Origin of the sequence: Nostoc sp. DedVER02 (assembly GCF_034530675.2) — a bacterium.
Taxonomy (GTDB): Bacteria; Cyanobacteriota; Cyanobacteriia; order Cyanobacteriales; family Nostocaceae; genus Nostoc.
This window is the reverse complement of sequence record NZ_JAVRCP020000004.1, coordinates 1-26,726: the sequence shown is the minus strand read 5'-3', so window position 1 is coordinate 26,726 and position 26,726 is coordinate 1. Positions and strand designations below refer to the sequence as shown.

Below are 26,726 nucleotides of genomic sequence, written 5' to 3'. Positions count from 1 at the left end.
ACAAATGAAATCCCTTTCTGATGCCAATATTCCCTCACTACAACGGGAAGAATTGCCAGAGGAAGATGAAGAATTACAAATGAAATCCCTTTCCGATGCCAATATTCCCTCACTACAACGGGAAGAATTGCCAGAGGAAGATGAAGAATTACAAATGAAATCCCTTTCCGATGCCAATATTCCCTCACTACAACGGGAAGAATTGCCAGAGGAAGATGAAGAATTACAAATGAAGCCTCAAGCTGTTGGGACACAATTCTTAAACAAACCTGTTACCCACGACATTAGTCGAATGTCACTGCGTCTACAAAGAAAACTCACAGTTAATCAGCCTGGAGACGTTTATGAGCAGGAGGCTGATAGAGTAGCGCAACAGGTGATGCAAAGGCAGTCTATCCAACGGGAAGCTTTGCCAGAGGATGAGGACGAATTACAAATGAAATCTGTGGCGGGTTCCATTACTCCTGTGGTGCAACGTAAGAGTGGTGGAATGGCAGCAACCTCCGACTTGGAAACCTCAATCCAACAGGAACGAGGAAGCGGACAGCCACTCGCTGATGATGTCCGGCAACCAATGGAGCAGGCGTTTGGTACTAACTTTAGTGGTGTCAAAATACACACAGATAGCCAATCTGACCAACTTAACCAATCTATCCAAGCGCGGGCTTTCACCACTGGGCAAGATATCTTCTTCCGTCAAGGAGAATATGCTCCTGAGAGTCACGGGGGGAAGGAATTACTAGCCCATGAGTTAACTCACGTTGTCCAACAAAATGGTAATGCCCTTGGGCGTAAATTGCTTCCTGACCAGGAGATAAAAAAAAATAAGATCCAAGCCAAAGCCTTGCTTAACTCTCCTTCTGGGTATCAACCAGTAATCCAGCGTAGAGATAATCCTCCGTCACAAACCGAGCCAGATAAGCAGGGAGAGCCAGAGCAAACGGCTAATAAGGCTAATTCTGAACAAGGACAAGGGCAACGTCAAGCGATCGCAGATAAAATGGCAGTAGCTTTACCACCAGCAAATGGGGCTGGCGCAGGAACAAATTCACCTCCAGCAGACGCTTTTGGGAATTCATCAGCAAATCCGAACAAAAATAAGGCTCAGAAAGAAACTCAGGCAGATAACCAAGGACAGTCAAAGCCAGCAGTTAATCAGGTTAATCCCGAACAAGGGCAGAATCAGGCAGAAAAAGTCGCAGTTGCAGGTAAGCCTGGAACAGAAGCATCCGGTGAAAAAGCTCCCGCCTCTGCTGAAAATGACCCAGCATTCCAAGCAGTAGTCGGCACAACTAAAGAAGTTGCAGGAAAGCAGAAGAAACACGAACCAGCTAATAGTAAAGCCCAGGAAGCTCAAGCTGCTGCTCAAGCCCCTGCAAATGAAGTAGACAGCAAGGCGCAAGCTAATCAAGTTGGCGAAATGGGGCAGGCTGAAACCCCACAATTTGATGCTGCCGCTTTCAAAGCCAAACTGATGCAGCGCATTGCTGATATGGCTCCCAAGAACTTGGAAGAGGCGGACAATTTTAAAAATAATAATAAACTTGACTCAGTTAAGAGCGATTTGAGTGGCCAAGTTAAAGAGGAGCAGAAAAACTCTCAAGAACCGCTAGAAGAGAAAACCAAAGAAAAACCTGACACTAGTGGCATTGAAGCAAAAAAAGTAACGCCACTGCCACAGACTAACCCTGGACAACCGCCATCAGATATCGGTGCAGACAAAGCAGCACCTAAATCTAAAGGACAGGGTGAAGTCGAGGCCCCATTGCAAGATGACAGTAAAAAACTTGACCAGCAGATGAAAGAGGCGGATATTACCGAGGAGCAATTGGCAAACTCCAATGAGCCGGAGTTTCAAGGGGCGCTTGCAGCCAAGAAAGATGCCCAAACCAATGCACAAGAAGCGCCGCCCAAATATCGCCAGCAAGAGCAAGGTATCCTCGCAACCGCTCAAGCTACGGCGGAAACTACAGCCCAAAAGCATCTGCAAGCAATGCATGGTATACGGACTCAAAATCTGGGTCAGGTAACAGAACACCAAGTGGGAGCCAAGGGCAAGGATGAGCAAGCACGGGCAAAAGTTGCTGGTGATATTAATAAAATTTATGACAATACCAAAGCCAAAGTTGAGAAAACCCTTAGTGAACTAGACGGACAAGTTATCCAAGCCTTTGATACTGGTGCTGCTGAAGCGAAGAAAGCCTTCGAGGATTACGTTGGCAAGCGGATGGACGATTATAAGAGCGATCGCTACAGTGGCTTTTGGGGGCCAGCAAAATGGCTCAAAGACAAATTGTTCGGTATGCCCTCAGAGGTGAACGCTTTCTATGAAGATGGTCGGAAGCTTTACATCAATCAGATGGATGGTGTAATTAACAAAGTTGTCGCCATTATCAGCAAAGGATTAACCCAAGCCAAAGCAGAAATTGCCAGTGGTAAGCAGGAGATTCAAAACTATGTCAACAAACTGCCACAAGACCTAAAAGGAGTTGGTCAACAAGCCGCCGCAGACATTGAGAGCAAGTTTGAAGAATTGCAACAAAGTGTTGACGATAAGCAAGATCAGCTAATTGACACCCTAGCGCAGAAGTACAAAGAAAACCTGGATGCTGTTGATGCCCGCATTGAAGAAATGAAGGCAGCAAATAAGGGATTGGTGCAGAAGGCTTTCGACTTTGTGGTAGGAGTCATCAAGACGATTATTGAGCTAACCAAAATGCTCTTGCAAGTGCTAGCGCGAGTTGCTGGCGTAGTTGGGCAAATCCTCAAAGACCCGATTGGTTTCTTGACTAATTTGATCCAGGCGGTGAAGCAAGGCTTCCTCAACTTCATGAATAATATCGGGAAGCACCTCCAGCAAGGATTAATTGGCTGGCTGACTGGCACAATGGCAGAAGCTGGGATTCAAATGCCAGAAAACTTAGATATCAAAGGAATCTTTAGCCTAGCCATGCAGCTTTTAGGCTTCACCTATGAAGCAATTCGCGCCCAAGCGGTGAAACGATTGGGTGAAGAAAAGGTCAGCTGGTTGGAACAAACTGTTGATGTATTTCAAGTTTTAGCCAGTGAGGGAGTAGCTGGGATTTGGCAGTTTGTCCAAGAGAAGATGGGCGACCTCAACGCCTTGGTGATTGAACCCATCAAGAACTTTATCATTGAAAAAGTGATTACAGCCGGGATTGAGTGGGTTCTGAGCCTGTTGACTCCGGCTTCAGCATTTATCAAAGCTGCTAAGGCGATTTATGAGATTGTCAAATTCTTTATTGAACGCGCCCAGCAGATTGCCGATTTAATTAATGCGATACTGGATGCCATTGGTGCGATCGCTAGTGGTGCGATCGATCAAGCAATCAAGGGTGTTGAAAATGCCCTAGCGAAATCTTTACCAGTCGTCATCAGTTTCTTAGCAAGTCTTTTGGGCTTAGATGGAATTGCCGGCAAGATTCAGGCAATATTCCAGAAGCTGCGGAAACCGATGGAAAAAGCAGTTGATTGGGTAATTGATAAAGGTGCGAAGGCGTTTAAGAAAGTTGGTAATAAGGTTAAGAATAGCAAGTTTGGTAAGAAGGCTGGAGAACTGAAAGATTCGGCGAAGGAGAAATATAAAGCCGGTAAGCAGTGGGTTGAGGATAAGAAGGAAGCCGCTCACAATTGGGTCGAAGAGAAAAAGGGAGCCACTTTACGCGGGACAGATCCAAGGACGCAAGAACAGAAATCAGCCGATTTACATACGGCGCTGAAGGAAGCAGAAAAGATTGGGGATAATGATGAATTGTCCTTAAAAGAAGTGAAAAACCGTATCCAAATCATCAAGAATAACTACCGGATGCAATACCTCAAGCTGATTATTGATAAACATACAACGAATGGAGATATTATCCACTTTGAAGGAAAAATTAATCCTGACGGCAAATCAGACCAGGTTGAACATAAGATTAATGATGAGCGCTTCGATAAACTAGTCTACGAAGCGTTAAAGCAATTGGGCGCCAAACACTACAAAGCATATACAAAGAGTGAATATATCACCACCGATCTATATAAGAATCAAGAAGGTAACATTCGCTCACAAAGACCAAGCTCGCCAGCAAAAGGTGAAGAAGCTGACATTCGCTCACAGCGACCAAGCTCGTCAGCAGCAGATGTAGACTCAACAAAGGCTATTGACCAAGATAAAGAGGTGATTAGCAAACTGCAAAGCGAGAAACAAAAAGAAGTACGATCGCTGTCTAACAACATCCATCAACAATTGGCAAAAGCTCAAATTGCTTATTCAACTGCTTCAATGGCAAAATACTATCCCAACAATGTATTTGGAGTAGGAAATGGCAAGTTCTTTGTTGAACAAGCAATCAACTATTATATCGCCCCTGCTAATGAAGTAGGAGAAAACTACGAATATTATGACATCAATGAATTAAACAAATCTCCCAAACAATACAAAGCGCTCCCGAAGATTAACGGAATTCCCAAACAATCAGAAGGATTTAAGATTGGCTCAACAAACAAGGTTGGTACAAAATATCCATATAAAAAACTGGAGTTAGATTCTGCTAAAACGAAATTGAAAGAATTTCCAAATAGCATTACTAACGATGAAGAATCCACCTTGTTTATCGCCGCGATGCTTGCTGAACCAAGTCGGTATTCTGTCGCACACATAACCAACCTTTTGGTGCTGAGTAATTCTGAGCTAGGGACAGATACAAATATCTTCAATAAGTTGTCGATGACACAACAACACAGTGATCCTACGGGTGGAGCTACAGATGCTAAAGCACGTGCAACGACAAAGTTGAAAGAATTAGAGACAAATTATCCACAAGTAAAATCGCTTCTTGAAGCGAAATCGCCCAAAGGTGCTAGTAAGGAGGAAAAGGAAGCATTCAAGCAAATGAAAGGATTAACTTTGGCTACCTCTAACTTAGTAACTGATGAAAGAATAGGACATGAAGATCGTCCAAAAATCGTCACAGATAGAGATTTAGCAGCTGTCAAAGAGAATAGCCAGCTAATGGGGCAATTGCATCAAGCATTTGCAAATCATGAGAATATACAGGATGCCCAGTTAATTGAGACATTTAAAACATTAATTAGTAACCACTTACAACTTGAATAGATGCAATCTCTCTTACACAAGGCAGGCAAATGATCAACAATCATGAAAGTCAGCTAGTCTATAGCCAAAAATTCTTTGAAGATTGTTTAATCCGTGGTGGCTGGAAGCCAGTCTCACTTGAAGAGGGTCTTTATTTAATCATTCACCAGGGTAAGACCGATAGGTTTCCCATCTACGGAAAATTCGTACCGGAAAATTACTTCGTCAGTTTTCAGGGAGTTTACCCCTATCCTATTCCCGAAGAAAAACTTCCATTTGTTTTGGAATATATTAACTACGCTAACTATGGTGTGCCGTTTGGAAATTTAGAATTGGAAGAATCGACTCATGAGGTTTGTTTTAGAACAAGTTTAATGTTTTTTAATATCGAATTAACTGGACAATTGATTAATAACCTTATCCATAACTGTATTAAAGCAATGGAGCGTTATTTGCCAGGAATTCCCCTAATCATCGAAAAAAATCTCAATGTTCAGGAATCTTACGAAGCAGCAATATCTTCATCTTAAAGGGAGCAATTATCATGAGAATTGATTCAGAATGTGAGATTATCGAAATGCTTAACAATCGAGGTTGGCAATTGTTTCCGGATAAAAAACAGGGACTATATGTCACATCTTGTGAAGGGGAAAACGGTACATATAAAGTGTATTTGAATGTGATGAATTTGGATAAAGACTTGTTGATTAGTTATAGCTATATCCCGGTTAAAGCTCCCAAGGATAAAATTGAAAAAATGGCCTTACTCTTGAATAAGATAAATAGGAATTTGTCTTACGGAAATTTTGAAATGGACTACAGTAACGGGGAAATCACATTTAGGAATGGAATACATTTCCTTGGTGATAAATTTACTGAATATATGGCTTTGAATACAATTAGTCCTTGTGCCTTTACTGTTGATAAATATTTCCCGGCTATTAAAGCTCTAATCAATAGAGAAATTTCTCCTAAAGAAGCCTTGGAATTAGTCGAGCCATGATTTTAACCAATAGTGAATCAAACAAAATTAATGCTTCCACCAGAAATTTAAAATCTATCAGGTCAGAAATAATTCTACATGACAACTCATATTGAAACTCATCAAATAAACACCGAGTTAACCCTACACGACTCCTCCCAATCTCCCTTAACCCTTCGCGCCATTACTCTCACCCCACCAAACAAGACAACGAACTCATCGCCTGTCGCTTAACCTTTGAGTTAACACCACAACTTTACCAACGCATCGACACCGAAGCATTATTTAATTTCAAACCAGAAGCGCGATCGCCCTTGCCACCAATCTAATTGATAATGGTGCAATCAGCGCAAAACCCAAAAGCGATCGCCTCATACTGACTTGGCAGTGGCATAATGTGTAGGGCGATCGCGCCAAAACCCAATTTATTAGCGAAACACATTCCCCTAACTCAGGTAAGCAATACTCACCAACTAAGTCTGCCATAATGATTTCGGTACTTCTCAAAAGTGCGATCGCTAGCTAGGAGAATATCATGCCGGAAAATTCATCGTTGCAATTTTAATCACATATTTGTATGGCAGATCACACTGAAACTCATCAATTTAACACCGACTTAACCCTACACGACTCCTCCCAAACCCCCGTAAGCGTTCGCGCGATCGCCCAAATCGAGTAATCAGCAGTGCGATCGCCAATCTTGTAGGTTAGGTTAATAAAATCCAACCAATAACGTTTCCGAACCCAAAAAATCAACTATAATTACCACTGAGTTAACTAAATACGACAAAGATAGGACAACTCTTACCATAAAAATCACTGTATCTATCTTTGAATGAATCCTAACAACCCTGACGATCGCAATCAAATTGAAAAAGCAGATCCCTATGACCAAATATTGTTTGAAGGATACACAGATAAAGAAGTAGCAGAAATCAAAACTCTCATGGAAACGTGGGATAAAGCAACCTATACAACCTTAGCCAATAGCATTGTAGATCATGCTAACAGACACGGTTTTAGAGGTAATTATTTAAAATATTTAAGAAAAGCTAGTAATTTTAATAAAAAAGGTGCGCGAAAGAAGCTCTTACCTAATGGGGCATTTAGATGGAATAAAGGCACTGAATTTATCATAGAAGGAAATGAGAAAATTATATCTTACGGAGAAAATTAAGGATAACTATGCAGAACTTAGACTTAAAAAATAAAGCCGACAACGCCAAAAAGACTAAAGAATATATTGAGCAAATATTAAACCAATTGCTGAGTGATTATCAGAAAACTAAAAAAGAAAGACATCAAATAGCTTTATGGGAGGAGTCACAAGATTTTACTGTCTTAGGTGTCATCGAAGTTTTTACTAGTGATATTCGAGGATACGCCTTTCAAGTTGTCGCTAATGATAGTTTAGAAAATAACCAAGAAGTTGTTGAAAATTTACGAAAATTAAAAATATTTGAAATTCCCTATTTTGCTCAGTGGTACTTCTCCACAGAATCTGATTATCCACAGATAAAACGCTATATTGAAACCCTGAATTATCTACGTTTATTAATTATCGAATATATCGGCGAGCGCTGAGATTTAGTGCGATCGCGCCAATCTAAATCTAACTGATAATACTGCAATCATTGCAAAACCTAAATGCGTTGCCTACGTCGGCTCCTTTGGAGCATCGCCTCATAGTGACTTGGCAGTGGGATAATGTGTAGAGCGATCGCACTGAAACCCGATTTATTAGCGAAACACATTCCCCTAACTCAGGTGAGCAATACTCACCAACGAAGTCTGCCATAATAATTCCAGTACTTCTCAAAAGTGCGATCGCTAGCTAGGAGAATATCATGCCGGAAAATTCATCGTATAATATTACACTTGATAACCAAGACATTATCATCAAATTCAATAGGAATATTCTTGATGTTGAAAGCCTGACTAAATTTTTAGAATATCTGGAGTTAGAGACAATAAGATCGCGCAGTAATCTAACAGAAGAGGAAGCCACCACCGTAGCTGATGAAATAGACCGCGATGTGTGGTTAAAAATCAAGCATAAATTTGTAGGATATGGTAACTGAAACTTATCAAATAAACACCGAACTAACCCTACACGACTCCTCCCAAACCCCCCTAATAGTTCGTACGATCGCCACCAAGTATTAACGGCTGATGCGCTTGGATGTAGTTTAGGGCAATAGCAAGCTTTCGGGAAGTGCGATCGCGCTCGAATAATCAGAATCATCCAGTGGTAACTTCCTAGTTTCGCACCTTAGTAATGCGAGTATAAATGTTCAAACCAAAACTTACAAAGCAGAATCAAAAATTTGTTGTGCTGTCAAGTTTAGTTGGGGAAATAAAGGTGATGTAATAAAATTATTTCCCCTAAATACAGTCATTTGATAATCTCCGTCAACTAATTCGCAAATTGTAATGGTTTGTTGTTTAGGATTAGCAGTAAATCTTTTGCCACCGATCGCAGCATAGTCTACGATCCAATACTCAGGAATCCCCATTTCTTCATAATCCCTGAACTTGTCATAGTAATCGTCTCGCCAGTTGGTGCTAACCACTTCAACAGCTAGTGGGATAGATGCAGCTTGAATAACAGTCGATTGCTTGCTCCACAGAGGTTCATTCACGAGATTGTCATGATTTAATAGCAAAATGTCGGGAGAATAGGTTGAGTTATTGCTCTGAATTTTGACAAAGGCAGTTTTGGGGATGCGAAACGGAAGTCCCATTTGCAAGAACTGGAAGGTTATCTGTGCCGCCAAAAATCCAACAACATTTTCGTGTTCACCAGTTGGGGGTGGCATTTCTACAACGACTCCTTTATGTAGTTCGTATCGCACCCCGTTTGAGGGGTACCATTCGATAAATTGTTCAAAGGTTACTAACTTGGGTAGAGTTTGAGTCATAGTTACCACCTCCACATATATTTGACTTTACCATCGCTGCCCGTGGATTGTGCTGCAACTGAAAATGATGCAATCAGCGCAAAACCCAAAAGCGATCGCCTCATACTGACTTGACAGTGGCATAATGTGTAGGGCGATCGCACTCACTCTCACTAAACAAAACAACGAACTCATTGAGTGTCGCCTCATCTTCTGTGTCAACCCACAACTCTACCAACGCATCGACACCGCCGCCTTATTCAATCTCGAACCAGATGCGCGTAACCCTCTATCATCTGGAAAATTCCTCAGCGAACCAGACATTACTATCGAAACCAGTCTGAAACCCGATTTATTACCACTACTAGCAGAACACGCCATTAACATTGATGAAACTGCAAAATATATCCTGAATTTAAGCCAAGAACAACCCAATAACCAAATCCTTTTCACCGAAAGTTGGTTGGGTTTATTTGTTAAACAGCAACAAGAATCAGGCGAAATCGGCTATCGTACTCTTTGGTCTTATATTAGTCCAGAAAATCTGGCTCAAATAAGCACTTCTAAAGAAGGAATTACTGAAGGTATCGTTAACTTTTTTAAAGATTGGACTGAGGCGAATCTATCTGTCAAAACTCAAAAATATGCTACCAAAATGCTAGAAGGAATCGAGAAAATTTTGACAGAACTAGCTGATATTAACCCAGATAATATTACACAAAAAATAGAGGCAGATTTTCCATTATCTCCTACAGATGGTAGTATCTTTGAAGAAATAATCAATTTTTTCCAAGCTGATAATTGGCCGTTTGTCCAACTTTCAAGACAGCCAGCTTTACAAATACCGTTTCAAGGCGAAAATGGCAAATGGAATTGTTATGCTAGAGCTAGAAATGAACAAAATCAATTCGTTTTTTACTCAATTTGTCCAGTCAATGCACCAGAAAATAAGCGGCTGGCTGTAGCAGAGTTCATAACTAGAGCTAATTCAGGTATGATGATCGGCAACTTTGAGCTAGATTTTGATGATGGGGAAATTAGCTATAAAACTAGTATAGATGTAGAAGGCGATCGCCTCAGTTTTGCACTGATTCAACGATTGGTTTACGCCAACGTCACAATGATGGATGAATACTTACCAGGGATTTTGGCTGTCATCTATGGTAATCTCTCGGCACAAGAAGCGATCGCTAAAATTGAAGGTTAGTTAATTAGCCATTATTCATAGTGATACCGACAAGCGAGAAAATCAATCTGAGTGTTTCCCACCCGATATACAAGCCGATGTTCTAAATCAATTCGCCGCGACCAAATATCTGCATCCATGTATTTTAATGGTTCTGGTTTACCAATACCCTCAAATGGGTCTTGCATTACAGCCGTAACCAAATCTAATATTTTCGATGCTTTCTGAAAATCCTGCTTAAACCACCAAGCTAAATCTTCTTTAAATTGAGAACTAAAACCAGGACTGCGATTAACAATAACTGGTTTAATTTCAATGGGTTCAGCTTTCTTTTTCTTCTTGCTCAATCCCCAACTCCTGCTGAAGTTCTGCTAGCGTTTGAGATTGGATTTTACCTGTTTTTGACTCCTCTATTGCATCCAGTAAACGACGCGCATTAGCAGGCGATCGCAAAAGATAAACTGTCTCCAGCAAACTTACCAAATCTGACTCAGCAATCAAGGCTACATTTTCACCATCACGACGATTGATCATGTACACCTGATGATTTTCTACTACAAGTTCTAACAACTTAAAAAAGTCATTTCTTGCATCGGTTGGAGATGTGATTTTGTAAGGCAACATTAGTTGATGTACATAAATCTGTACATATATTATAGGATATCAATAGACTTCTTGCAGAAGTGGGGAAAAGGGTAAGGGGTAAAGGGGAAAGGGCTAATAAAAACCCTTTTCCCTTTAACCTTTTCCCTTTTCCCCCTCTTGCAAAAGTTACTTTTGCAAGAGGTCTAATCATCTTGCAGCGATCGCTAGCCAAAATTCAAGGGTAGTTGATCGATCAACTACCCCAGGGAATTTGATAGCTTTTAGCTACACAACATACACAGTAAAATTAACTAAATTGTCCTGACCAAACCGCAGTATATCACCATTAAGCAGGCGATATTGCATACCCGGAGTTAGAGGATTGTTGTTTAAATAAATACCATTTGTACTCATATCAACAATCATGTATGCATTTTGCGACCAATCCCAATCGACTCGCGCATGACGACGAGAGACTATTCCCTCGCTGGGAATGCCGGTCAAGTCAATTTCTGGCGGCGCTATTCCAGGACTTTGACTGCGACGACCAATATAACCTCCTTCCCCAACGAGGTGAAATTCTCTGCCGGTGGTATGAATCAGCTTTAAGGCTGGCGCTCTTTGAGGCGGAGGGACATAAGCAGGTGGTGTTGGTTGATAAGCAACCCGCGGCTGATAAACTGTTGAATAATCAACAGGAGCTTGTTGGGGAGGTTGATAGTTAGGTTGCTCCGTAGGCGGTCGTTGATACTGAACAGGTGGTGGCTGACTGGGTTGTTGTTGAATAGGCGGTGGTTGGCTAGGCGGTTGTGGTGTCGGGGAAACTACATTACCCACAGGAGTGGAACACCAGGGACAAACCTTAGCATTGTTAGGCAGGGCGCGGTTAAAATATTCGCAACTAGGATTAGGGCACCGATTTGCAGGCATAGGAATTTATATCATCAGGCATAGGTTGTAAAGCTACGAGACCGACTTTACTAAGTAAACACTGACCCTGACGAGTGGTTAGCATCTGGGCAAATGTAGAACCACCAGGCAGGCGACTGGTGTCTTTAGGGTACACTACAAAAACAGGGTATCCTAACGGGTAGCTTTGGAAAGTTGTGACATCAACATAATAATCATCATGTTGACACAAATCATCTGAGGGATTAATTGAGCGGCGATCGCGTCGTTGAAACAGAGGTTGAATTGCAGACTTTTTGCCATCTGCGATCGCTAATGGATAGCCAGTACACTGACTCGAAGTTTTGCTGATAATGCCAAAGCTGATAATACCAGTGCTTCGCCCTTCTAAAGTCTCACTACGTATTAAGTTTTGGGTTTTTGTTGTATCAAGTTTAGTAACATTTGCTGCAAATAAAGCTTCGTCTTGAGGGACATTTTTGAGAACTATTTCTTGAAATTTACTGATTGCTTCCGGTTCAGTGGGGGCAAAAGGTTTCACAGGCAGATTTGGAAGTTTGGGACTAATTTGCTGCCAATTGGTGATTTTACCTGTGTAAATTTGACGCAATTGCTCAAGATTTATTTGCCCCCCAAGAGCATTAGCAAGATTTGAGTCTCTCTTATTAAACGCTACAAAAACAATTAATCCATCATAAGCAACTGGTTTTTTAACAAGTTTATCTGTAATGTTGTCTTCCAAACTAGTAATTGCAAAGTCTTTCTTGTTTGTTTGGACTTCTTCGATACTTTTACTCGGATTATTTACATTTAATGACAAAACAGATTTATAGTTAAATGTTGCTGTTGCATCTAACTTTGGTCTAGTCAATAACTCTCCTAAGCGACTATTGTCTACTGGTTGCGTTAAAACATAACTCCATGTACTATCTTTTTCTCCTGTATAAGTAAATTCTCCAGAAGGAACGTTAGAGACTTCTGAGAAATTCCGCACAAGTTTAGACCATAGTATATATTGATTATGATCATCTGTTTTCTTGCCAAAAACCCAATATAAAATTCCTCCACCGATTAGTAATAAAGCCAGAATTCCTATTAGGATTAAAGGCAGTGGTAAGCGCTTTTCTATTACTTGAGAAGCTGTAGAACGCACTGAACTTTTGCCATCATCCTCTTTGGGAAGTTGCAGCAATGCTTGACGAGCCATTTCAGCATTTTCGAAGGGGGTTTCTAGCCCCATTAGGCGATAAATAAATTGCTTTAAATGGCTATCTGTATCTGGCCATTGTTGATTATCTCTAGGATCAAGAGGCTGATTAGATGAAAAATTAGTTGTCCGTCCTACCCATAAATAAAAGGCTAGCAATCCTAATGATTCTAAATCTTGGTCAGGTCTGGCGGGCGCAGGTTGAGGAATAATAGGTGGAATAAATAAGTTTTCCCAGGTAGCTAAATCGCAAAAGTATATAGAGAAATTTTGATTATTTTCTATTTTAATTAAAGTACTATCTAAATTAATATTGCCGTGAGTTATACCTAGTTGTGTTTGATTTGAAGGAAAACGCAGCTTTTGGGTGTGGAGAAACTGGAGAGTTTGCAAACCTTGATTTAGTACTTCACGTACATCAGGAGATGTCATTGCACCCTTCTCTATGAGATATTTCCCTAAAGTTTGAGATGACTCTATGCCTTGAGTGATCAGATAACAGCGCTCTCCTTTTTCATCTGCGATCGCTTCTTTAGTTTCCACAAGACGGAAGTTTTGAATTCGACTATCGGCTAAACTTATCCCACCTACCCGTTTGAAAGTCTCTTTGCGCTTTAGAGTCTCGCTTTCATTGAAAGAACGATTAGGTAGCAGGTATTCTTTAATGATGACAGGTTGTTTGTCCTTGAGTTGGATACCTGAGTATAAGCGGCCTAAACCCCGCACACCGATAAAACTACCTATTTTATAAGTTCCCTGACTTCCTTTAATCTCAGCGTCCTGTGGTAAAGTTGCCGGAAAACCACATTCCAGGCAAAACTTAGCCCCCTTGATTTGCTGCGCCGTTTGGAAAGGGCGATCGCAACTTAAGGGAGAATTATACGAACAGGGGTATTCTGGATAAAAAGATTCAAATGAAGGCATATAACCAATTAAAAATTCAAAATTTAAAGAGTTATCAAGCGTGAACTAATCCTAACTTGAGGGCAGCCACAATAGCTTGAGTCCGACTAGTAACCTTCAATTTTTCAAAAATACTGGTGAGATGCGCCTTAACAGTAGCCACTGTTACATATAAATGTTTGGCGATTTCTTCATTAGAAGCACCTTGAGTTAACCAGTATAAAACTTCTTGCTCTCTTTCGGTTAAATGCACCTCATGACATGCTTTCAGGCAAGAGTCTGAATAAGCCTGAAAAAACCGGAAAAATCGACTAGCAACTTCTGAAGGCAGATAAATTTCTGATCTTGTAACAGTCTCAATTGCCTCACATAATTGTGTTGCCACACGATTTTTAAACACATAACCTGCGGCTCCCGCCTGCATTGCTCTAAAAATCCAGTCATCTTCTTGATGGGCTGACAACACTAAAACCTTGCCAGTATAACCAGTTTCCTTAAGCCGTGCCAGAACTGTAATTCCATCGCCTCCCTTCAATTGCATATCCAGCAAAATTAAATCTGGACACTTCTGTGCGGTAAACTTTAAAACCTGCTCTACAGAATCTGCATCACCCATAACTTCTACAGGTAACGCAGAATTAATACTATAGAAACTGAGAAGAGTACGTAATCCTTGGCGGAATCGTTCTTCATCATCTACCAATAAAACTGAAAGTTTCTTATCATCATTAGCCATCTTTCTAATTACAAATTAAAAATTACGAATTACGTTAGCGTAGCGGGGCGTAGCCCATTACGAATTAATTCCCCCTCCTTGTTCGAGGCAAAATTACAGAAAATTGCGCTCCAGTTTCTGATAGAGCTTGTGCCCAAATACTGCCTTGATGATCCAAAATAATTTTTTTAGCAATAGTTAAGCCTAGACCAGTGCCTCCTTTTCGCCGAGAATAAAATGGGGTAAATACTTTTTGTAAATCTTCTTGAGATAATCCTGGGCCTTGATCTGAAATTTTAATTAAAACTTCATCTTGAAAAATTTGCCAGCTACAGGTAATAGTTGCTGAGTTAGGACTGAAATGAACAGCATTACTGAGGATATTATCAAATACTTGTTTCATTTGTAATTTGTCCATATTCAGTACCGTTGATGTATCAGGAATCAAGATTTTAACTTTTTTCTGATTAATTAGAGGTTGTAAATTTGTGATACTTTCAACGAACAAACTTCTTAAATCTTGAGGTTTTACTCTTAATTTTGCTCCTTGTCCACAATCAATAAGCTCATTTAAATTAGTATCTAAATCTTGTATACTTTCGCTAATTATTGTTGCTTGTCCTTGCCAAGGATTATCCTCCAACCCTAAGCATAAGTTATGAGCATACAATCCTATAAGCCCTAGAGAGTTACGCAATTGATGACCTATCCGATGCAAGACATCTTCTAAAAGTTGAATTTCAGTTTTTTGTCTTCCATAGTCTAAGTAAATATTTATATACCTACTCAGGAGCATAGCAGAGCGTTTTACGTATAACTGCAAACTCTCTGACAGAGGTTTATGAGTAATGATTTGAATGTATTCAGGTTTTTGATTTCTATAGGCGATAGGGCAAAGATAAGAAATAGATGAATCCTTAAGTTTAAATTCATGTAAAGTCAAAGCAGGCGGAAAATCTGTCAGCCATGCTTCTGAGCGCAAATAAGCTAAAGTTTGTGGGGAAAAAGGAGCTTGGTCTTGACCATAATTGATAACTTCCTGATGATTTTTCAGCAAGCAATCATGATAGACAATCCGGGCGAAAAAAATTGGATATTGACTAGTTAACTGCTGAGACTCTAGCTGACAAAAGCTCTGAACATCTGAGGAATTCAAATAATTCGAGCCATTCTCTAGTTTTTGTATAGAAAAGCCTAGTGTCATAGCTTCACTCGCTTTTTGCAACCAAATATTTTATTCTTCTACTGATCAGTATAAAATTATGCAGCCTCAGTAATGTTTATTTTTTTGTTAAGTTATCTTCTTGGATGCTTAATACAAAGAATTATTAAGTTTATATTCATAGGCACTTCCCTTTTTTCTAAGTATTTATAGGTACGTAGTAATTTTATTTCTTACGTCTGGATAAGTATTGTGAGTATAAGCATATCGCCCGCCCCACAAGACAAAATGTAGTGCGTCCAATTCATAACTGCCCCAGACTAATCTACAAACTAAAATTGCTGCTTTTCGGATTTTTGGAAATCTAATATCTTCCAGCCCTGCATTATAGAGAATGGGGAAGTAGGCAGGGGGGGCAGGGGAGCAGGGGAGCAGGGGAGCAGGGGAGCAGGGGAGCAGGGGAGCAGAGGAGCAGGGGAGCAGAGGAGAAGTTACAGTAAGTTTTATCCCCTCTGCCCCCCATCCCCTCTGCCCCTCTGCTTCTTTCTTGTGCCCAATGCCCAATGCCCAATTGAAAAAATATCGACAAAAGTCTAATTACCTTTAGAAGGCTGATACATATACTGTAGATGCATCTGGATTAGCTACCAGCAGAACACCTTCATGCTTATCTTCGTTCTTCAAACTTTAGCCGATATTCTAGCTGGAGGAACCTCACTTACCAGTACAGAGCAAATTGACTTTAGCCATCCTGGTAATCGAAGGGAAGAGGGAGCAGGGCCGACTCTCAATTTATACATTTTTGATATACGTGAGAGTAAGCAGGTACAACATTCTGGTAGGCAAGTTGAACGCAAGCTAACACGCGCTCTACAACCTGCCACAGTAAATTGGGCACCCGCTTGGTTTGATGTTTCTCTGCTATTAACAGCCTGGGATAGAACAGCTTTAGGTGAGCATCACTTTATCAGTGAGGCATTGACTGTGCTGTTACGTCATCGCACTTTGGAAGAGGAGTTTTTGGTTCCTGAATTACGGGGCTATGGTAATTTGAACATGACAGTTGCCCTAGAGCCGCCAATTGAGATTGGCTCTTTATGGAGCGCTCTCAATGTGCCATTACGTTCAGCCTTATATTTAACAGTTACAATTCCCGTCGAGCCACAACCTACTCCAGTACCTTTGGTTTGGGAGCGGATTTTCAATTTGCGAAATCAATTATCTCGTGATAGTGACAGTTTAGTTCTAACTAGGCGAGTTGCGATCGCGGGTATTGTCAAAAGTGCGGTGACAAATCTGCCGTTGGTAGCGACAGAAGTAGCTGTGAGGGGAACTGAAAAGTCCATATTAACCACTAAAGAAGGGCTGTTCTTTTTTGAAGACCTTCATTTAGGTAATTATGTTTTGACTCTGAATCATCCTGGCTATTTACCCCAAAACGTCAATGCATTGGTAGATAACCAAAGTCATACTTTCAAAGAAATATTTCTAACTCCTGAATAATTAGCTTTTTACTGACTTGGAGAAACTTTCATGGCTAGACTTGATTACTTTGCTCCTGGTGTCTATATCGAAGAAATCGACCGAGGTAGTCGACCAATTGAAGGTGTTAGCACGGCAGTTGCCGGATTTGTAGGCTTTACAGAAGACGTTCGTGGCGGGGCTGAGTTATACAAGCCCATGCTAGTAACCACTTGGACACAATACTTAAACTATTTTGCTCGTCCTAATTCTGATGGCTTCACCGACTTCAACGCCTATTTACCATTTTCAGTCTACGGCTACTTTATGAATGGTGGCGGTCGTTGTTGGGTAACAAGCATTGGCACTCAATTACCAGGCGCACCCAGACCTGCCGCAACTCCAGAACCGGCTACCCTCAGAATCAACTCTAGAGGTAATCGTCCAGCCCTCCGCTTTACTTTGCGTCCTGAGCAAGCATCAGGCGGATTAGTAAATCTCGTCATTATTGATGGTTCCCCCCGCGCCTTACCAGAAGGTACTGAAGGTGAAGCGCCTCCAAATACAGGTGAATATTTCACCATCCAAATTCGTCGAGGAGATGAACTTCTAGAGCAATACGAAAACTTGACAATGAACCGCGAACCTGCTGCTCAAGCAGCGACTTATGCGGTGACAGCATTGAGAAATTCGATGTATATCACCGTAGAAGACATAACTCAAAGTGGACAGCCTTTAGCTCGTCGTCCGGTTAATGGTCAATATGAACTAGCGCCGCCCATTGTCGCCGCCCCACCCGACAGATTTTCACAGAATTTAGAAGGGGTACGAGACGATCGCACCGGGGTACGCGGTATCTTTGAAGTTGATGAAATCACAATGCTGGCCTGTCCTGATGTGATGCGGGCTTATCAAGAGCAGATACTGAATTTAGATCAAGTTCATGGCATCATCGAACTGATGATTAGTATGTGTGAGGGTTCTGCCAGTGGCGATATTCCCAATCCGCCTAACCGTATGGTTGTACTTGATGCGCCACCGGATGCCGTCAAACCTCAACAAGTAGTGGAGTGGTTAAATAGATTTAACCGTCGTTCCATGTTTGCGGCCCTTTATTATCCTTGGATCAAAGTACCTAATCCACGCGATCGCGGTAATCCAATTTTAGTACCTCCTTGTGGTCATGTGATGGGTGTTTGGGCCCGCACCGACGAAACCAGAGGAGTTTACAAAGCCCCTGCAAATGAAGTTCCTAGAGGCGTAATTGGTTTGGGCTATGACACCAACTTCCGCGAACAAGAACTATTAAACCCTCTGGGGATAAATTGTATTCGCAGCTTCCCAAATCGAGGTATCCGCATTTGGGGCGCACGCACTTTAGTTGAGCCAGATAAAACAGAGTGGCGTTACATCAGTGTACGGCGGTTAATTAGCTATATTGAAAAATCCCTAGAATTGGGAACTCAATGGGTAGTTTTTGAACCGAACGACCAAGATTTATGGGCACGTGTAACCCGTACCGTCAGTAACTTCTTAGAGCGCATCTGGCGTGAAGGTGCATTATTTGGGGCATCTCCAGCACAAGCATTCTATGTCAAGTGTGACGAAGAATTGAACCCACCAGAAACCAGAATTTTAGGACGTTTGTACATCGAAGTCGGTGTTTGCCCCGTCAGACCTGCTGAATTTGTTGTTTTCCGCATCAGCCAATGGAATGGCATTGAAGATAGCGAGTAGGGCATTGGGCATCGATAAGAGATAGGGGGGACAAGAGAGAAACTTGTTGAATAATTCTCCCCTCATCCCCCTGCCCCCTGCTCCCTTGCTTCTTCCGCATTCCCCATTCCCAAATTAATTACACACAAAGGAGTCTAAAACTATGGCAGGCGAATTTTTAACCTCTTGTAAATTTTACTTTGAGGCTGATGGAATTACTGATAAATTTATCAAAGAAATTAGTGGATTAGGCGTTGAAAACACTCCAGCACAAGAAGTCCACGGTTCATCTAAGGGCGCTAAACTAATGCGTCAAGCTACACCAACTGTTGTCAAATTTACCAACATCACAGTAAAAGTCATCGCCACGGATGATATTGACCTTTATAAATGGTATCAAGACTGTAACGAAGATATGGGAGATCCTCGGAAGTGGGCACAGAATCGTAAGACTGGTTCAGTGGTTGCTTACGACCAACAAGGCTCTGAAAAAGCACGCTGGAACATTGTCAATTGTTATCCCTGTAAATACACTGGGCCTACCTTAACAGCCTCTGGTGGTGATATGGCGAATGAAACAGTTGAATTAGTTCACGAAGGAATCAAACGAATCAAATAATCGTAATTACGTAAAGCCTGCGGCATAGCTTTGCTTATAGCGTAGCGGTAGCGAGTCCGCAAGCTTCATTACGAATTACGTTAGCGTAGCGGTAGCGAGTCCGCGTTCGCTTTTAGCGTCTCGCAGAGAGCGTCATTACGAATTACGAATTACAAATTATTTTACAGTGGTACAATCCGCAAGCCGAATTCCAGAAGTTCTGACAGCCCATCGGTTCTATTTAGAACTGACACTAGAAGGGCAAAACGATGCCAATTGCTTCTTTTTGGAGTGTCAAGGCTTCAAAAGAACACAAGAGGTAATTGAAATTTCTGAAGTTACTTCTCAAACCTGGGGTAAAAAAGGGCAGTCAAAAGGTCAGGTGGTAAGAACTAAGCTTCCTAGTAATCCCAAGAGTGGTAATCTCACTTTACGTAGAGGTACTACAAAATCTATGGATTTTTGGAAGTGGTTTGAAAAAGTCGAAAAAGGTAATTGGTCTGAGCAACGTAGACTGGTTGCTTTGTCTATTTATAATCAGGCAAATGAAGAAGTAGCTAGATTTGAATTAGCTGGTGCTTGGCCTGCAAGTTACAAAATTGCTGATGTCAACGCCCGCAGCCATGACATCGAAATTGAGGAAGTGGAGGTTGCTTTTGAGGAATTTAAGCGCGTGAAGTAATTAGGAGGAGTATGTTTCCTACAGAGTTTGAATTTACATTGCCAAAGGGGTATCTAGACTCTGAAGGCAACCTCCACCGCAAAGGTGTAATGCGGTTATCAACGGCGATAGACGAGATTGCACCCTTGCGTGACCCGCGTGTTAAAGCTAATCCCGTTTATGCCACTATTATTATATTGTCACGAGTGATTACCCACTTGGGTGCTTTATCAGAAGTGACTCCTGCAATAGTGGAAAACTTTTTTGCCCAAGATTTAAATTACCTGCAAGATTTTTATCGACGAATTAATGGCTTGGAAGGCGAAACTTCCACACCAGAAGATACAATAAATTCCCCCGAAGCACTTATTCATAATTGATTTGGGAATGGGGAATGGGGAATTGGGCATTGTACATAGGGAGCAGAGAGCAAAGCCTCATTAATGGAGTTCAAAGGCTCATTAATGGAGCTAAAAGACTCATTAATGGAGTTCAAAGCCTCATTAATGGAGCTAAAAGACTCATTAATGGAGTTCAAAGCCTCATTCACGAGTATTGAAAACTTATCCCCAATTCTCTAATTCCCAATTCCCAATCCCCAATCCCCAATCCCCAATCCCCAATTCTAAAATGACTTATGCCCCGTAAAAAGGATACTCTCTGCACAGAATTTGCCTTCACTCTTCCTAGAGGATTGAGTGATAGTGAACACCGAATACATCGTCATGGGGTGATGCGTTTAGCCACCGCCAAAGATGAAATTTTGGTGCAACAAGAGCGCAGAGTTCAGGAAAATCCAGCTTACGGGGTATTAGTAATGCTTGCACGGGTCATAACTCGCTTGGGCAGTCTCAATTCTGTTAGTCCTGATTTACTTGAAGAACTACTTTTACATGACATTGCCTATCTCCGAGAATTTTATAATCGCATCAATCAGCAAGGTAATGTACATATTCCTACACAATGTCCCCACTGTAATACTCAATTTTCTGTAGAGCTAGAACTAGCGGGGGAGTCGTAAGCTACCCCTCTGATACTTTATATGAGGAGGTAGCTTTTATTGCTTATCATTTTCACTGGTCACAAGATGATATTTTAAATTTAGAACATACTACCCGTCAGAGGTGGGTGGTAGAAATCAATAAAATTAACCAAAAATTAATATGAAAGTAAAAGTTAGTTACTCACCAACTCTAAGTGAAGTCAATGAAGTTGACCTTACCACAGAAACTACAACGAGGGGAGAATGGTTAATAGGTCGTTCTCCTGATTCTGATTTAGTTTTAGACAGTCCTGATATTAGTCGGGTACATGCTAAGTTTTTTGTTAAAGCTGGAAATTACTATTTCTCTGACCTTGGCAGTAGAAATGGCTCAATATTTAACGGGAAACAAGCTGAAAAAGATCGACCATATTCTTTGAGCGATGGAGATATTATCAGAATTGCAGATTATGTTCTGATATTGGAAGCAGTTGCTCCTGCTTATGAACAACCAGAGACAGTCTTTAGAATTATAGACCCTTCACTGTTTTCTCGGCCGCGATCGCCTGAAAATGTCAGCACTCCTAACGTTGCTAGTCCAACCCCAGAAGTAGTTAGCGAAGTTGCAGCCCCTATTAGTCCCGAAGTAGAAACACCTTCTCCACAAGTCAGCGAAATCCCAGAAGTTGTTGCTACTCAACCTGATGATGTCATCCCTGAAAACATTATTCATTCACCAGAAGCAGTTAGCGTTCCACACGATGTCAGTGATGAAATTGGGGATTTGCAAGCGTTAGTTGAACCAGAAGTTAGTGCGGATGCTGAAGAAGTAGAGGTTCCAGAAGTCGTCGAAACCTTAGAAGTTTCTTCTACTGTAGCCGATGATGCGATCGCAGCACCTGAAAATACCATTGAAACTCCTGAAGAAAGTATAGTTATAGAACCCACTCACGATGATGCTACAGACTTTGAAACAGCGCTAGCCACAGAATCTACTTTTGTACAACGGCGTGATACAAGTGCTATCCCCGAAGCTACGTCTGATGAATATGCAGAATTAGAGGCAGCACTAGAAGCAGAAGTCACCTTTGTACAACCGCGCGACATTTTCCACCAAATTCCTGCAGAGAGTGCCATTCCTGAAGCAACCTCCCATGAGGATGCATTAGAAGCAGCACTAGAAGCAGAAGTCACCTTCGTACAGCCGCGTGACATTTTCGGCGAAGTTTCTAATGAGGAAAGTACCATTCTTGAAACTACTCATAATGAAAATGAAGTAGTAGATTCAGATACACCAGTTGCAGAAGACGTTAGTTCAAATTTTGGTGAATTTGTCAACGAAGTTCCTAAAGAAGAGGAGATTCAGCCGCCAGAAACATTAAGCCAAGTTACACAAGATATCAATGATGAATTGCTAGATTTAGAGAGGTCATTGGCGGCAGAAGATAACACAGCTGTTGAGGAAGTAGAACCTAGTTTTGCTGTTGATGAAAGAGGAAGTGAAGTTTCTGAAGCATTGACGGAGCCTGATAATATCGTTGCGGAAGTTTTCAGCAATCAATACACTGATGTGAATAATACAACTACAGAAGAAACTAGTGTAGATGTTGATGATGTTGCCCTAGTAAATGAAACTTCTGATTTAGCTGATATTCAATCTTTGGAAGCAAGAGAAAGTCAATCTCCTGAGAACATCAGTCAAACTAAAGAAGAAATTTCTGAAGTAGAAGCAACTCAATTGGAGGAAACTATTGAAGAAGTTTCTGAAGCAGAAGCGACTCAATCTGATGAAACTCCAGAAGAAATAAATGTAAGTGAGCCTCCGCAAGTGATTATTGAAAGAAATATAGTACTCATCGCTCACGAAAGCAAGAAATCAGAACTCGCTGAATTTGTTTCTCAACATCAGGAATTTTTCTCACAGAGCTTCACAATTACGTGGCCATCTGTTGGTGAAGTCTTACAGCAACAAGCTGGGATAACTATTAGTCAACAAACTCCTGCACCCATTTCTGGAGGATATCAAACAATTGCTTCATTGGTTGGAGCAGGAGAGATTTTAGCAGTTATTTTCTTGAGAGATTTGCTGCAACCTCAGCCTGGTCAAGCAAATGAAGAAGCACTACTAAGGTTATGCACTATTAATCAAGTTTTACTGGCAACTAATTTGCCAACAGCAGAGGCGATCGTGCATTATCTTAAAGATATATAGCCTTACTTAATAATTCGTGAGCAACAAGATCCTCGACTTCTTAAAGAAGTCGGGGATATTAATATTTCGAGAAAGGTTGCAAATTGCATAGAATAGTTTCAATCATGAAAATTAAGAGAAAAAATATGTATATTTTAAAATAAAACTTATCTAGACAAATGCTTGCAAACTTAAAAAAGTTATTTAGACAACCAGTTATTCTTTCAAGTGCGATCGCTACAATTTTACTAGTAGGCATTCAAAAACTTGGGGTTTTCGAGCCTCTAGAAATGAAAGTCTACGACCAAATGATGCAATTACGTGGCGACCCAGGCCCAGACTCTCGTCTATTGATTGTTGCTTTAAGCGAAAAAGATATCCAAAAATGGAATTGGCCTTTATCCGGTGAACTTCTAGAGCGGCTATTGGGCAAACTTGAAGAATATCAACCGCGAGCCATTGGTCTAGATATTTTTCGTGATTTACCAGTACAACCTGGTCATGAAAAGCTGCTGCAACGCTTACAACAGAGCGATATTATCATTCCTATTTGTAAACATTCGGGTTCTAACAATCCAGGAATAGCGCCTCCACAGGGAATTGAACCAGAGCGAGTAGGATTTAATGATGTTGTAGAAGATACTGATGCTACAATTCGTCGCAACCTCTTATTTGTAAGTGCAGAGTCATCCGATTCTTGTCAAAGTACTTATTCCTTTAGCTTGCAACTAGCACTTAAATATTTAGAAGTCGGAGGCATCCAACCAGAATTTACCCCACAAAAGGAACTACGACTACGAAATACTATATTTAAACCTCTACAAAGTAACGCTGGCGGTTATCAAAAAGCAGATACAAATGGCTACCAAATTCTGCTTAACTACCGTTCTGGCCATCAGATTGCCCAGCAGATAACTATTACACAAGTACTTGAAAATCAAGTTAAACCAGATTTGGTAAAAGACCGTATCGTTTTAATTGGTTCCACAGCCAATAGTTTAAATGATATTTTTAACACGCCTTTTACTACTGGGAAATCAGATAATTCTGGCAAAATGGCAGGAATTGAAATTCATGCTCACAGTGTTAGTCAAATTCTCAGTTCTGTTCTAAACAAACAGCCTCTATTTTGGTTTCTACCTGAGTGGGGTAAAATCCTTTGGATATGGGCATGGACTGTAGTTGGTGGGTTGCTAGTATCGCGGATTCAACATCCACTAGGCTTAGGACTGTCAGGAGCAACAGCCCTTGCAGTGTTATTTGGAGGCAATTTTGTCATTTTTACTCAAGCTGGATGGTTCCCAGTGATACCTCCGGCTTTGGGGTTAGTATTTACCGCCGGGAGTGTTCTTGTTTATAGCTCTTATAAAACGAAACAAGAGCAACAAGAAATTATCCAACGGGTTCAAGAACACCAACAATTAATTGTAGAATTGCAAGGTCTTTTACGGCAGCGCGGCAATGCCTCAAACGAAGCACCAACTGTAATTGCTGATTCCATCAGACAAGAAATTTCACAAGGAACTCTACTAAATAACCGCTACAAAATTACTCAAGCCTTGGGTTCTGGAGGATTTAGTAATACTTATTTAGCTGATGATATTCAGCGTCCTGGTAATCCACAATGTGTGGTTAAACAGTTGCTATCCCCTCGCCAAGATGCAGAATATTTAAATGTCGTCAGACGATTATTTGACGCGGAAGCACAAATTTTAGAAATTTTGGGTAAGCACCCACAAATTCCCCAACTGCTAGCTTTTTTTGAAGAAAATCGCCAATTTTCTTTAGTACAAGAATTTGTGCGAGGGCACGCGATGGATAAAGAGTTAACTTCTGGGAAGCGACTCAAACAAGCCGAAGTTGTAGAAATACTCAAAGAAGTTTTACACGTGCTTGTTTTTGTTCATAGCTATGGTGTGATTCATCGAGATATCAAACCTAGTAATTTGATTAGGCGAGAATCAGATCGGCATATTGTTTTAATTGACTTTGGCGCTGTTAAGCAGATTCAACCTCAGCAGCAAGAAGCTCAGACGATTTCAATTGGTACTCCTGGTTATGCACCTTCTGAGCAAATGAGCGGTTTGCCAAAACTCAACAGCGACATTTATGCGTTAGGAATTATGGGAATTCAAGGTTTGACTGGAGTAGATCCTAGAGAATTTCGCAGAGATGTAAATAGTGGTGAAATAATTATCGAAGGTGAAGGTGATGGCAATCAACAGATTTGGCAACATTGGCGCGAGCTAACTGACGCTACAAACGAGTTAGTTATTATTTTAAATAGAATGGTACATTTCGATTTTACTCAACGATATCAGTCAGCAACAGAAGTGTTAAAAACTTTAGAAAGTCTTTAGTACTATGTTTAATCCACTACCCAACATTTGCCTAGTAGAGGCGCACAAATGTACATATTTACTAGGCAAGTTTTCGTATCAGCATTTTTTCAAAAGCAAAGTCGACCCCTTAGAACCCACATTCCGCAGGTTAGTTAGCAAAGCAGATAATATTTTCGACAGGGAGCACCAAAAAAGTTGAGAATCCAGTGTCTTTCGGAAGTCAAATTAGTAATTTGCTTGCTTTGGGCAACAGAAACTAAGTGAATCGACATAAAACATTGAAAGACCGAGCGTAGAGTCGGAGCAGCAGTAGGTTTACCCAACTGATTATCGATAGTCTTTTTAGCTCTATCGAGTGCTTGACGCAATGCCCTTTGACCCAAACTATAAACAAGCAAACACAAGCCCATAATCATGGCTGATGCAGCAACCCGTTTGGGTGAGTTGAGGAAGACACTGGAAGTAAAGAATAGCGGGTCTTTGAGAAAGCGAAAACCGCGTTCAGTAGATTGCTGTGCCTTATACTCAATTAACACATCATCATCACTTAACTCAGAAGCATCAAGAACATTGGTTGCTAGGAGGAACCTACCGGCTCTTTGGACTTCAATATCTATTGGAGTTTGCAGTGTGTAATCACCATCGACATGAAACGAACTTGAATCCAGGTGTAAACTGTCCATTTTTACACCAAATTTGCGAGCCGCAGATAGTGCCACCGTTACAAATACTTCTGTTAGCCCAAAGGAGTAGAGTTTGTCCAACACTCTACCTAGACGGTCATCGTTTAAGTGTTCTGGATGTATCCCTTCTCCCAGTAGGTGTTCTGTAGCTTTGCCAATAAAAAATTTTTCAAACAGATATAACGGGGCGCTGACAAACCCTAATCCGTTGAGAATCATTGCTTTTACTACTTGACCTACATTAATTATTTCTTGCGGATGGCTTCCTAGTAGCCGATTGATTTGCTCTACTAGTTCCATTTCGTCACATATGCCTGCGACTATCCCACAGTGGTCAATATCCTGTACTCTTATATCTAATGGTGATGCTGTCATGCTTTTAAAATGCAGCATTTAGGTTATTTCTAAAAATACAGCATTTGCGATCGCACCTGCGGAATGTGGG

26 protein-coding genes are annotated in these 26,726 nt (G+C 41.0%); 17 read left to right on the top strand and 9 right to left on the bottom strand.

Annotated elements, in window-relative coordinates; translation table 11 throughout:
- Window positions 1–4 precede the first annotated feature (4 nt).
- From RMZ41_RS07110 to RMZ41_RS07095, 4 genes are all read left to right on the top strand, one after another.
- Window positions 5–5,119, top strand: coding sequence for a DUF4157 domain-containing protein (locus tag RMZ41_RS07110; RefSeq protein WP_409874873.1), 5,115 nt, complete (start codon window positions 5–7; stop codon window positions 5,117–5,119).
- A 29-nt stretch (window positions 5,120–5,148) separates the two neighbouring features.
- Window positions 5,149–5,628, top strand: a complete 480-nt coding sequence (locus RMZ41_RS07105) for a hypothetical protein (protein WP_322645479.1) — start codon at window positions 5,149–5,151, stop codon at window positions 5,626–5,628.
- 14 nt (window positions 5,629–5,642) lie between these two features.
- A complete protein-coding gene (locus RMZ41_RS07100; RefSeq protein ID WP_322645480.1) occupies window positions 5,643–6,101 on the top strand; it encodes a YbjN domain-containing protein in 459 nt (152 codons plus the stop codon).
- A gap of 78 nt (window positions 6,102–6,179) precedes the next feature.
- Complete coding sequence (locus tag RMZ41_RS07095; protein WP_322645481.1) at window positions 6,180–6,314, top strand: hypothetical protein; 135 nt, start codon at window positions 6,180–6,182, stop codon at window positions 6,312–6,314.
- A gap of 57 nt (window positions 6,315–6,371) precedes the next feature.
- Here the strand turns inward: RMZ41_RS07095 and RMZ41_RS07090 are convergent, their stop codons facing one another.
- Complete coding sequence (locus tag RMZ41_RS07090; protein WP_322645482.1) at window positions 6,372–6,566, bottom strand: hypothetical protein; 195 nt, start codon at window positions 6,564–6,566, stop codon at window positions 6,372–6,374.
- A 349-nt stretch (window positions 6,567–6,915) separates the two neighbouring features.
- Between RMZ41_RS07090 and RMZ41_RS07085 the strand changes: the two genes are divergently transcribed.
- From RMZ41_RS07085 to RMZ41_RS07075, 3 genes are all read left to right on the top strand, one after another.
- Entirely contained in the window at window positions 6,916–7,257 is a 342-nt protein-coding gene (locus tag RMZ41_RS07085; protein ID WP_322645483.1) for a hypothetical protein, read from the top strand.
- Between the two features lie 8 nt (window positions 7,258–7,265).
- Window positions 7,266–7,664, top strand: a complete 399-nt coding sequence (locus RMZ41_RS07080; protein ID WP_322645484.1) for a hypothetical protein — start codon at window positions 7,266–7,268, stop codon at window positions 7,662–7,664.
- Between the two features lie 263 nt (window positions 7,665–7,927).
- Window positions 7,928–8,161 carry a hypothetical protein gene (locus RMZ41_RS07075; RefSeq protein ID WP_322645485.1) on the top strand — a complete coding sequence of 78 codons (234 nt, stop codon included), beginning with the start codon at window positions 7,928–7,930 and terminating at the stop codon, window positions 8,159–8,161.
- Window positions 8,162–8,386: 225 nt separating this feature from the next.
- On the opposite strand, the gene RMZ41_RS07070 is transcribed toward RMZ41_RS07075, so the two are convergent.
- Window positions 8,387–9,001 (bottom strand): Uma2 family endonuclease, encoded by a 615-nt coding sequence (locus RMZ41_RS07070; protein WP_322645486.1) that lies wholly within the window; start codon window positions 8,999–9,001, stop codon window positions 8,387–8,389.
- Between the two features lie 124 nt (window positions 9,002–9,125).
- On the opposite strand from RMZ41_RS07070, the gene RMZ41_RS07065 reads away from it, so the two are divergent.
- A complete protein-coding gene (locus tag RMZ41_RS07065; protein ID WP_322645487.1) occupies window positions 9,126–10,187 on the top strand; it encodes a YbjN domain-containing protein in 1,062 nt (353 codons plus the stop codon).
- An 11-nt stretch (window positions 10,188–10,198) separates the two neighbouring features.
- On the opposite strand, the gene RMZ41_RS07060 is transcribed toward RMZ41_RS07065, so the two are convergent.
- From RMZ41_RS07060 to RMZ41_RS07035, 6 genes are all read right to left on the bottom strand, one after another.
- A complete protein-coding gene (locus RMZ41_RS07060) occupies window positions 10,199–10,513 on the bottom strand; it encodes a Txe/YoeB family addiction module toxin (RefSeq protein ID WP_322645488.1) in 315 nt (104 codons plus the stop codon).
- Window positions 10,488–10,790: a type II toxin-antitoxin system Phd/YefM family antitoxin gene (locus RMZ41_RS07055; protein ID WP_322645489.1), complete on the bottom strand. Its 303-nt coding sequence runs from the start codon at window positions 10,788–10,790 to the stop codon at window positions 10,488–10,490. Before RMZ41_RS07055 ends, RMZ41_RS07060 begins: the two co-directional genes overlap by 26 nt.
- A gap of 246 nt (window positions 10,791–11,036) precedes the next feature.
- On the bottom strand, window positions 11,037–11,681 hold the full coding sequence (locus RMZ41_RS07050; protein ID WP_322645490.1) for an FHA domain-containing protein: 645 nt from the start codon (window positions 11,679–11,681) through the stop codon (window positions 11,037–11,039).
- Window positions 11,659–13,791 carry a substrate-binding domain-containing protein gene (locus RMZ41_RS07045; protein ID WP_322645491.1) on the bottom strand — a complete coding sequence of 711 codons (2,133 nt, stop codon included), beginning with the start codon at window positions 13,789–13,791 and terminating at the stop codon, window positions 11,659–11,661. Before RMZ41_RS07045 ends, RMZ41_RS07050 begins: the two co-directional genes overlap by 23 nt.
- Before the next feature lie 34 nt (window positions 13,792–13,825).
- Entirely contained in the window at window positions 13,826–14,506 is a 681-nt protein-coding gene (locus tag RMZ41_RS07040) for a response regulator transcription factor (protein WP_322645492.1), read from the bottom strand.
- A 64-nt stretch (window positions 14,507–14,570) separates the two neighbouring features.
- The gene (locus RMZ41_RS07035; protein ID WP_322645493.1) at window positions 14,571–15,689 is read right to left on the bottom strand and encodes a HAMP domain-containing sensor histidine kinase; all 1,119 of its coding nucleotides are present in this window, start codon (window positions 15,687–15,689) and stop codon (window positions 14,571–14,573) included.
- 621 nt (window positions 15,690–16,310) lie between these two features.
- Here RMZ41_RS07035 and RMZ41_RS07030 point away from each other — a divergent pair.
- The 9 genes from RMZ41_RS07030 to RMZ41_RS06990 all read left to right on the top strand — a co-directional run bounded on the left by RMZ41_RS07030 (window position 16,311) and on the right by RMZ41_RS06990 (window position 25,616).
- Window positions 16,311–17,150 (top strand): Pvc16 family protein, encoded by an 840-nt coding sequence (locus RMZ41_RS07030; RefSeq protein ID WP_322639964.1) that lies wholly within the window; start codon window positions 16,311–16,313, stop codon window positions 17,148–17,150.
- Between the two features lie 30 nt (window positions 17,151–17,180).
- Complete coding sequence (locus tag RMZ41_RS07025; protein ID WP_322639965.1) at window positions 17,181–18,845, top strand: phage tail sheath family protein; 1,665 nt, start codon at window positions 17,181–17,183, stop codon at window positions 18,843–18,845.
- 142 nt (window positions 18,846–18,987) lie between these two features.
- Window positions 18,988–19,443, top strand: coding sequence for a phage tail protein (locus RMZ41_RS07020; RefSeq protein ID WP_094331970.1), 456 nt, complete (start codon window positions 18,988–18,990; stop codon window positions 19,441–19,443).
- 166 nt (window positions 19,444–19,609) lie between these two features.
- Window positions 19,610–20,104, top strand: coding sequence for a phage tail protein (locus RMZ41_RS07015; protein WP_322639966.1), 495 nt, complete (start codon window positions 19,610–19,612; stop codon window positions 20,102–20,104).
- An 11-nt stretch (window positions 20,105–20,115) separates the two neighbouring features.
- The gene (locus RMZ41_RS07010; RefSeq protein WP_322639967.1) at window positions 20,116–20,463 is read left to right on the top strand and encodes a hypothetical protein; all 348 of its coding nucleotides are present in this window, start codon (window positions 20,116–20,118) and stop codon (window positions 20,461–20,463) included.
- A gap of 257 nt (window positions 20,464–20,720) precedes the next feature.
- On the top strand, window positions 20,721–21,104 hold the full coding sequence (locus tag RMZ41_RS07005; protein ID WP_322639968.1) for a phage tail assembly protein: 384 nt from the start codon (window positions 20,721–20,723) through the stop codon (window positions 21,102–21,104).
- Complete coding sequence (locus RMZ41_RS07000) at window positions 21,068–21,250, top strand: DUF6760 family protein (RefSeq protein WP_322639971.1); 183 nt, start codon at window positions 21,068–21,070, stop codon at window positions 21,248–21,250. The genes RMZ41_RS07005 and RMZ41_RS07000 overlap by 37 nt, the downstream gene beginning before the upstream one ends.
- Window positions 21,247–23,277: an FHA domain-containing protein gene (locus tag RMZ41_RS06995; protein WP_322639969.1), complete on the top strand. Its 2,031-nt coding sequence runs from the start codon at window positions 21,247–21,249 to the stop codon at window positions 23,275–23,277. Before RMZ41_RS07000 ends, RMZ41_RS06995 begins: the two co-directional genes overlap by 4 nt.
- 158 nt (window positions 23,278–23,435) lie before the next feature.
- Window positions 23,436–25,616 carry a CHASE2 domain-containing serine/threonine-protein kinase gene (locus RMZ41_RS06990; RefSeq protein ID WP_322639970.1) on the top strand — a complete coding sequence of 727 codons (2,181 nt, stop codon included), beginning with the start codon at window positions 23,436–23,438 and terminating at the stop codon, window positions 25,614–25,616.
- Between the two features lie 134 nt (window positions 25,617–25,750).
- Here the strand turns inward: RMZ41_RS06990 and RMZ41_RS06985 are convergent, their stop codons facing one another.
- Window positions 25,751–26,656, bottom strand: coding sequence for an IS1634 family transposase (locus RMZ41_RS06985; RefSeq protein ID WP_409874932.1), 906 nt, complete (start codon window positions 26,654–26,656; stop codon window positions 25,751–25,753).
- Window positions 26,657–26,726: the final 70 nt, after the last annotated feature.